The sequence below is a fragment of the Sporosarcina sp. YIM B06819 genome (genome assembly GCF_033485175.1).
In the GTDB taxonomy this organism is placed as follows: domain Bacteria; phylum Bacillota; class Bacilli; order Bacillales_A; family Planococcaceae; genus Sporosarcina.
The window spans coordinates 1-9,593 of the sequence record NZ_JAWLIQ010000047.1 but is presented as its reverse complement, the minus strand read 5'-3'; the positions used below and the strand labels follow the sequence as shown (position 1 = coordinate 9,593).

Sequence of the window (9,593 nt, the reverse complement as noted above, 5' to 3'; positions counted from 1 at the left end):
GATAGATAGATAGATAGATAGATAGATAGATAGATAGATAGATAGATAGATAGATAGATAGATAGAAATGGAATTAATATTTTAGGTGACAAATAAAACAGAGGATAAATACTATTGAACTTATTAGAACTTCTTGTTGAACTTACGGCATTAGTTGAAGAACAGGAGACGGTATTTTCTATTAGTCCAGTTGTTTGTGGGATGGTTAAAAAAGTTCGAAGTATAAGTCGAATTACTACATAATCAAACTTTCGTGATTCCAAAATAGAACACCCCTTTAAGAACGTTTGTTTATTAAAGTGTACAAATCCGTTCGGGAAGTTACAAATAAACGGGCGGACGTTCGAAAAGTGATTTAATACGTTTTCGAACGATATTTTATTGTATATCTCATTATTGACTGTGTGTTCGTAAATGTGTACCTTTACGAACTTTACTAGTGTGCTCAGCATGGGCGTAGTCTATAGGATAGGGTGCAAGTCCCAAACTGCGAAGGCGGAAGTAGCGGCTAGCCTAACGCAAGGGTGTCCATGGTGACGTGGGATCTGAAGAAAGCGAACGGCAAACCTCCGGTCTGAAGAACACGAACTTCATATAAGGCTATGTACGATTGGGTAAGTTTGCTAGACAAAAAAAAGCCCTTTCTGCTGAAGGTCGTATGTAGTAAATGAAGCAGATAGGTGGGGGGAAAGACTACGTTCTTACCTGGGGAGGTCTGATTGATACGCCAAGTACACTTGGTAACCTACTCAGTGATGGGTAGCTGAACAATCAGAAGTCAGCAAAAGCCAAGGAGCTGGTCAATTCGAATTTCACGGAAATCGGTGGCGAGGAACAATGTTCGCTCACACTTGAGGTAACAGATTTTCATCGCCTTTATGATGAACTACTAGCGAACGGCGCGACGATAACCGCGATTGAAGAACATCAAGAGAGCGAAGAAAACTTCTATGTGCATGACCTCGACGGGAACAAACTCGACATTTGGAGCGGCTGGCCAGCTGTTCAGGAATCTAACTATCAATCTTGTAGAACTCAAAGCGATTTCAGCTTGAGCTCTTTTTTATTGCTGTGGAATGAATTGTATCTTTAAAAATTGAAGACTGAAAACATCCGTTCACATAGAAGCTTCTTTTTTTGGACTACTTATATATAGAAGGAGAGAAATGAATTTCTTGAATACGGCGAATAGAAAAGTGTTGCACCGCTTTTAAATCTAATTTATAGTAAGTGATATAACGTACATTTCGTTAAATATACGTAAAATAAAACAGGAAGTTCTAAAAAAGGAGGTTTCCCTATGGTTTCTGTGAAACAGAGAAATATGATTTTGTTATTACTTTTCATTGGATGGGCGATTGGGAATTTCGATCGTTATTTTATTAACTACGCAGTACTGTCCATAACAAAGGATTTACAATTAAATCCTACCAGTACGGGATTGATTCTTAGTAGTTTTTTTGCAGGGTACGCGCTCATGCAAATTCCCGGCGGCTGGTTGGCTGATAGATTGGGGTCAAGAAGGGTCCTTATCTTCTCCGTTCTAATGTGGTCGATCTTTACGGCTTTGACTGGGGCAGTGTGGTCATTGGCTTCGATGATGATCATCCGTTTCTTATTCGGAATCGGGGAAGGTGGATTCCAGCCTTCAAGCTCGAAATTGATATCACAAACGTTTCCGGCCGACAAAAGAGCTTGGGCCATGTCGATCATGCTGTCGTCGGGAGGAATTGTGTCGCTGATTGTACCGCTTCTTTCCGCCTATATGCTGACGACGATAGGTTGGCGTACATCGTTCTTGATCCTCGGTGGTATTGGAATTCTTATCACGATCCTCTTCTGGGTCTTCATCAAACTGCCTGCTAATCTTAAAGATGAGGAGATGAAAACGGCAGGGGATTCCCAGCAAGGAATTTTCAAACAAGTTATAAAAACGCCACTCATGTTGAATCTGTTTATCGCCTATTACAGCATTTACGCCATTAACTGGGGCTTGGCGACATGGTTGCCGACGTACCTCGTGAATGTGAGAGGACTTGACTTGATTTCACTTGGATGGGTGCAAACAATTCCAGGTTTAGCGATGATTTTCGCGATGTTTTTAGCTGGATATGTCATCGACAGACTTCCGCTTGGCAAGGAAAAAGTGGTTGGCGCAATTTCTTGTGTTATTGTCGGTATCCTCCTATATCTCATGTACAATGCGCCAAGTGTGACAATGTTCGTTGCATACCAGACGATTGTGATTATCTTTATTTCCTTTGTCATGCTTCTGTTGCCGGCAATTATTTTGAAAAGGCTTCCATCCTCTGTGACGGGGACAAGCATGGGTATTGCGAATACAGGAGGTCAGCTAGCCGGTTTTATTACCCCGCTTGCTATCGGGTTTATTGTGCAGACATTTAACGGTTCGTATAATGCGGCTTTTTGGATGCTGATCATTTTCGCCATCATCTGTACGATTTCACTTTTAACGTTGAATTTCCGGAAGGGCGAGCTAATTCAAGCTGACGCATAAACGCTAACGGCAATTCATGTAGAGAAGGAGAGATAAATGATGGAATCAATGAAAACGATTTCAAATTTGATTGAACAAAAAAAGGATAAAATCATTGCGTTAAGCGATAAAATATGGGAAGTACCTGAATTGTACTTCGAAGAACATCAATCATCCGCCTACTTAATTGGGGCGTTAGAAGAAGAAGGGTTTCATGTCGAGCAGGGAGTCGCGGGTCTTAGCACCGCTTTTTTCGGGAGTTTTGGGACAGGGAAGCCGGTCGTCGCGATTTTAGGTGAATTTGACGCTTTGCCAGGTCTCAGTCAGAAAAAAGGACTTTCCCATTATGATCCGGTCGTTGAGAACGGAAATGGGCATGGCTGCGGCCATAATCTTCTTGGGACAGGCGCCTTTGCAGCTGCTGTCGCCGTTAAAGAGTATATAGAACAGAACGGTTTGCAAGGGACAGTCCGTTATTATGGTTGCCCTGCAGAGGAAAATGGATCTGGTAAAGCCTTCATGTCGCGGGCTGGTCTGTTTGACGATGTAGATGTCGCGTTATCGTGGCACCCTTGGGATGTATCAGGACTCATGAATGTGAAGACACTTGCCAATTACTCTGCGCGCTTCAAGTTCAAAGGGAAGAGCGCCCACGCAGCAGCAACGCCTCATTTAGGTAGAAGTGCGCTCGATGCAGTGGAGTTAATGAATGTCGGTGTCAATTATTTACGGGAGCATATGGTGCCGGACGCACGAATCCATTATGCGGTTACGGATACAGGTGGTACTTCGCCGAACGTGGTTCAGGCGAATGCCGAAGTCGTCTATTTGATCCGGGCATTGGAAAAGGATGAAGTGGAATCGCTTTACGAAAGGGTTCATGACATTGCACGCGGCGCTTCATTGATGACGGGGACGACGTTTGACGTTGAATTTGTGGGAACTGCGTCCAATCTGATTCCTAATTCTGTCCTTGCTGATGTGATGTATGAAAACCTAGTGAATGTCGGGGTTCCATCCTATGATGAAACGGATATGGAATTTGCGAAGGAGATCCGAAATACGTTGTCAGAGGAAGATCTGAACAATGCATATGCAGGACGGGACCGGGAAACAGTGAAAAAGCTGAAGGAAAAGGTTATTGCCGATCTGATTCCGCCCCATTCCTCTACGGAAGCCATTTTATCAGGCTCAACGGACGTAGGGGATGTCAGCTGGGTCGTGCCAACGATGCAATGTCTCACAACTTGTTTTGCTCTCGGCACTCCGCTCCATACATGGCAGGTCGTGTCGCAAGGAGCGACGCCGATTGCGCATAAAGGGATGCTGCAGGCGGCGAAAGTAATCGCGTCCACCGCGCTGCAAGTTATGGAAAACCCGTCAATCATTGAACAGGCGAAAGCCGAGTTGCAGGAACGTTTGGGTGGCAAAACGTATCATTCTTTAATTCCTGATTCAGTAAAATAATTTATTGACAAAAGTATCGTGAGGACACACTCCCGATACTTTTTGTTATATTATTTCGGGCGAAGTTGCAAAAGAATTTCCTCCATTTTAAGTTTACTAGTAAAATGGGCTTATCGGCGTTGAGAAAGTAGGTAATGTCATGTACAAAGTAGCGGTGGTTGGTCCGAGTCAGTCGGTCGACAGGATTCTTACGTTGGCAAGAGAGATTGAAAAGGAGTTAGAGTTCGTTCCGTATATTTATTCGAAAACGAATGAAGTAAAAGACTTCGTACTGAATCCGGACAGACCGGTGGATTTTTGGCTGTTTTCAGGCTATATCCCGTATCAAATTGCAGTCAATGCGACGGGGATGAACGAAGCGTTTGTATTTATCGATTCAAGCGAGTTGAGTATTTATAAGGGAATCTTGAATCTTTCCAATGAGATTGGTAAAATTCCGGAACGGGTTAGCATAGATATGGTTTCGTCGTTTCATTTTGATGAAGAATTTACCCAGTTGGAAAAGGAGCTGGGGAAGGCATTTATTAAAGAATTTGATGTGGAGATTGAGGCGGAGGAATTATTGGATTTTCATTACGGGTTGTGGAAACGGAATGAAATTGAAGTGGCGTTAACATGCTATCCGACTGTCTATGAAAGCTTGCGGGAGGCAGGTGTACCGGCATATTGGCTATCACCTTCACGCAATGAAATCTACCAGACGATCCGGATGTTCTTCGAAAAGATTAAGACATCATACTACAAAGACACACAAATCAGTTTCAACATGATTGAAATTGTGGAGTATGATGCCATAAAGGAAAAAATGAAGGAATCCTACCAACTGGAATATTTGGAGCTACATTTAAAGAAAACATTTATCCAACTGTGTGAAACATTGGATGGCTTGCTAATTGAACAAGGAAATGGGCGGTATGTGATCTTTAGTACAAGAGGAGCAGTGGAGCGGGAAATCCGGACATTGAAGGAAATAGTGAATTATCTTTCGCTCGAAGCGGACTCGACTGTTGCTGTCGGAATTGGTTTTGGCCAAACTGTCTTTACGGCTGAGGTAAATGCAAACCGTGCCATTCGGGAGTCGAAGGATAAAGGGAAGCAGGAAATTGTCATTATTCAAGAAGATGGCACGATGATTGATGCAGCGGGGAAGGATGAAGAGCTCGTTTATTCCTACCGTACGGACGATAATGAATTCGTAAAGAAACTACAAGAAGGAAAAATCAGCGTTAAGACATTTAAACGAATTGAGTCGCTCATTCGGAAAATGGATTGGGCCCATTTCACAACGAAGGATTTGGCGATCCACTTGAACATGAGTGAGCGGAATGCCCAGAAGATTGTTTCCGATTTGTGCAAAGTGGATTTAGCTGTATGCGTCGGGGAAGAATCCCATTATTCAAGGGGAAGACCGGTGAAAGTGTACCAGCTGACATGATCAACGGCACCACGTTCTAACGGATTGCGTTAGAAATTGGTGCCGTTTTTGGTTACTCCGCACGTTTCAAATTCAAAGGAAAAAGCGTTTATGCAGCGGCCCGAAATGAGCGGATGATTTTGGGGTACCTGTGCGCCACACAAAGACAAACAATTCATACACCTGAATAAGTATACAAAAAAAGCAGACACTCGCTAAGTTGTCTGATTTTAATACTATTATTATACAATTGTAGTGAATTAACTAATTAGTTCCGCGCACAGGTACCTCGCCAATGAATAAGAAAAGCTGAACGTCTGTGAAACGTCCAGCTGATCTAAGCCACATACCGCAAGAAGAGCGGTTGACCAAGTTAACATAGGCGTTTTAACTAAAGAGTAACCCCTATTGATATCCTGTCGTAAGGTAATGGGCGGTTACTTCTTTTTGTTGGTAAGTAAGACAATTAATAGATATTCCCTTGTTACACCCCTTTAGGAGAGATTTGTTGTTGTTCTTTATTGGCGAAGCGTTGTAGGCGTTGTTGTTCTTCTGCTAATGCTACTTCAATGAATAGACTGAAGCCTGTTGTATCTTGTTCAGCAAGGAAGCGTAAATAGGTTGCTTTGTCTTGCTTATTAATGATGAGAGGGGGAAAACTATTCTCAAGCAAGGAATAATTCAGTAGCATGCGTCCAGTGCGTCCGTTGCCGTCTGCAAAGGGGTGAATTCGCTCAAATGCAATGTGTGCTTCTGCGACAATGCTAATTTTTTCTTGTGCAGTAGTTGCTATTTCTAAACGATTATTCAAGTTGTCTACCCAATGTTGCATGAGAAGTAGTGTTTCCTGTACGCTTGCTGTCATGAAGTCTGCACCGAGTATAGCGTTGTCAATTGACTTGAATTGTCCTCTGTCGTATTGCAAACGATCCATCAGTAGCGAATGAATTTCTTTCACCACATGTAAGTGAAGTGGCTCATCGGTTGCAAGTGCTTCTAATAAGTAGTGAAACGCTTGCTCGTGGTTTTTAATCTCATAAATTTCCCGTAAATCAATGCTGCGATTGCTAGATACTTGATTGTGGAGAATAATTGAAATCGTTTCTGGTAACGTAATCGTATTGCCTTCTAATGCAGAGGAGTGGTGAGCCAGACGGACAAGAATATCATCCAAGTATTCTTTTGGTAATGCTTTCAACAACCTCACCTCTTTCTTAACTCAATTTCCCACATAGCTTGTTTGAAGCTACTGATGTTTTTTTGAAATTTCGCCAATACTTCTAGGCGGTAGTTTTCGGCTTCATCTGCTACGATTGAACTCCCTTTAATGCCCAAACATTTTATGCAACTGATGTTCTTAGCTTAGCATAATTGCAGGCTGTTGGGGATAATTTATTGAGCAATTATACCTTAACTCCTTTAAAAGGCTATTTACATATAACTGGATATTATCTTTATACTCATATTATACGCATAAAATCGTAAGGACCTTGCTATGTTAGGCGTAAAATCCTCTTAAAAACATCCTCCTGGGACGTATAAAGGTTCAGATAGAACAGGTTTGAACCAAGTGAAAGGCGCTTCAAATCCTTTAATATAAAGGGTTTTAAGCGCTTTTCCTTTTTAAGAATACGTTAGAAAATGAAAAATTTCTACACATTATCTCCGCAAGTAAGAGTGGCAAGAAGAAGTTACTTGTCTGTTCTGATTCAAATTCCCTAATTTTTTTATGGGAAGTGATGAAGATTTGCCTTGCTGAATGACAAGGTTTTATTTTTTTTAGAAAAATCATTTATTATAAAACAACTTTACTAATCATCGTCAAAGTGAATGATTGATGTGTTTCTAGGAACTACATGGACCAACTTTATTAGCTCTTTACATACAACGAAAGGGTACATTTAGTCTATCATTTGTAACAACAGAAATATTCGGAGATCGGCTTATTTTTTTATGCAAATTGTGGCGGTACTTGGCATCGAATGTGTCAATGACACTATTGATATCGTATTGGAGTTAGTTTAGTGTTGGATGGTAGGTATGCATTGACATGAATTATGTGTAACTTAGAGCTCCATAATTTTATGGCAACAAAGTAAAAGGTGGTATTAGTTTGGGTAGAATGGAACGTAGGAAAAGACAGACACGATTAAGCAGAATTAAAGGATGGTTTAAATCAAAAAAACTCATTAAGACACTAGTAGTAGTCTTCGTGGGTATTATCTTGTTTGGTGTATTGGTATTTACTATTTTAATATCGTTTAGCGATGTAAGTAAATTGGATATCGTTGAACCAAGACCTACATTTATTTATGATATAAATGGCGAGGTTGCTAGTAAAGTGTCTAACTCAAAAATTGAAGGATTGAGTCTGGATCAAATTCCGACAGAACTCATTGAAGCTTTTGTTGCTACAGAAGACCAGCATTTTTATAAGCATAACGGTATTAATTACTTCGGTATTTCGAAAGCATTCATGCAAAATCTAGTTAAAGGTGAAGTGGTTGCTGGTGGTAGTACAATTACTCAACAGCTATCGAAAAATGTATTTCTAACGACGGAACGCACGTATACCCGTAAATTTAAAGAACTTATATTTACAAAGAAAATAGAGAAAAAGTACTCAAAAGATGAAATCATGGAACGCTATTTAAATCAAATCTATTTTGGAGAAGGCGCATGGGGGATTCAACGAGCAGCACAAGTCTATTTTGGTAAAGATGTTAGTGAACTTACACTAAACGAATCAGCTACACTAGCGGGACTAGTCAAAGCCCCTTCAAACTTATCTCCTTATAAAAACATGGAAAAAGCGGTTGAACGAAGAAATATTGTGCTGTCATTAATGAAAAGCGAAGGATACATCAGTCAAAAGGATTTTGAAAAAAACGTAGATGAACCCATTGCATTAACGGATAAAGAGACCATAGATTATAAAGGGAAATATCCGTATTATGTGGACTATCTTATCGAGGAGGCAGTAAATAAGTACGAGTTGACTGAGAATGAAGTGTTATCTGGGGGACTGCACATTTATACGGAACTAAATCCTGTTATTCAGGATGCTACTGAAGAAGTCTATCAGAATGAAAACAATTTTCCAGTTAGTAAACCCGATCAACTTATTCAAAGTGGGTCAGTATTTCTTAATCCAAAAACGGGTGGGATTAGCGCGTTAGTTGGAGGAAGAGGAGACTATACATACAAACGTTTTAATAATGCGACAAATTTAATAAGGCAACCCGGATCAGCATTAAAACCACTGGCTGTTTACACTGCTGCATTAGAGCAGGGGTATGAATTTGACGATATGCTGGTTGATGAACCTATCAATATAGACGGTTATCAACCACAAAATATTGATAAACGATACCGCGGACAAGTCTCTATGCATGATGCACTACTTAATTCCTATAACATACCCGCAGTTTGGCTATTAAATAAAATTGGAATAGAAAAGGGTTTTAATGCAGTTGAACGGTTTGGTGTTCCTTTAGAAAAAGAAGATCATAATCTCGGACTAGCATTGGGTGGCTTACACCAAGGAACATCACCCTTGTTAATGACCCAGGCTTTTTCCGCATTTCCTAACGATGGTATAATGATGCAAGCTCATGCTATTTCAGAAATAAAGGATACAGAAGGAAAAATTATTGGTAAGTGGAGTGAAAAGTCAGCACGCGTTACAGAACCGGAAGTTGCTCAGAAGATGACGTATATGCTAAAAGATGTTGTGGAAAACGGAACAGCTAGAAATGCACATATACCGGGAATAAACGTAGCTGGAAAAACCGGTACTACACAACTTCCTTTCCCTGGTGTAGCTGGTTCAAAAGATCACTGGTTTGTTGGATATTCGCCAGATATCGTTGGTGCGATTTGGTTAGGGTATGACAAAACAGATCAAGACCATTACTTGACAGCAACCAGTAGTGTCACAGTTACAACTATCTTCCAACAAATCTTAACCAAATCTATGAGTGAGTTGCCTACCAAGGAATTTAATTTGTCATTGGTTGAAAAAAAGAAAAAGAAACCAAGTAAAATGATAGACAAAGAGCAGAAGAAAGATAAAGAACACAAAAAGCATAAAGAGGATAAAGGAAATAAGGAGAAAAACAAAGACAAAGACAAAGACAAAGACAAAGACAAAGACAAAGACAAAGACAAAGACAAAGACAAAGACAAAGACAAAGACAAAGACAAAGACAAAGA

General features: G+C 40.6%; 5 protein-coding genes. 4 read left to right on the top strand and 1 reads right to left on the bottom strand.

Annotated elements, in window-relative coordinates; genetic code table 11:
- Nucleotides 1–1,300 precede the first annotated feature (1,300 nt).
- The 3 genes from R2B72_RS18215 to R2B72_RS18205 all read left to right on the top strand — a co-directional run bounded on the left by R2B72_RS18215 (nucleotide 1,301) and on the right by R2B72_RS18205 (nucleotide 5,399).
- Nucleotides 1,301–2,518: an MFS transporter gene (locus R2B72_RS18215; protein WP_318618303.1), complete on the top strand. Its 1,218-nt coding sequence runs from the start codon at nucleotides 1,301–1,303 to the stop codon at nucleotides 2,516–2,518.
- A 39-nt stretch (nucleotides 2,519–2,557) separates the two neighbouring features.
- Nucleotides 2,558–3,964 (top strand): M20 family metallopeptidase, encoded by a 1,407-nt coding sequence (locus R2B72_RS18210; RefSeq protein WP_318618302.1) that lies wholly within the window; start codon nucleotides 2,558–2,560, stop codon nucleotides 3,962–3,964.
- A 139-nt stretch (nucleotides 3,965–4,103) separates the two neighbouring features.
- A complete protein-coding gene (locus R2B72_RS18205) occupies nucleotides 4,104–5,399 on the top strand; it encodes a hypothetical protein (protein WP_318618300.1) in 1,296 nt (431 codons plus the stop codon).
- Nucleotides 5,400–5,862: 463 nt separating this feature from the next.
- On the opposite strand, the gene R2B72_RS18200 is transcribed toward R2B72_RS18205, so the two are convergent.
- Nucleotides 5,863–6,585: a Fic family protein gene (locus R2B72_RS18200; protein ID WP_412177883.1), complete on the bottom strand. Its 723-nt coding sequence runs from the start codon at nucleotides 6,583–6,585 to the stop codon at nucleotides 5,863–5,865.
- A gap of 915 nt (nucleotides 6,586–7,500) precedes the next feature.
- Between R2B72_RS18200 and R2B72_RS18195 the strand changes: the two genes are divergently transcribed.
- Nucleotides 7,501–9,593: PBP1A family penicillin-binding protein (locus tag R2B72_RS18195; protein ID WP_318618304.1), on the top strand; the 2,093-nt coding region annotated here is incomplete at its 3' end.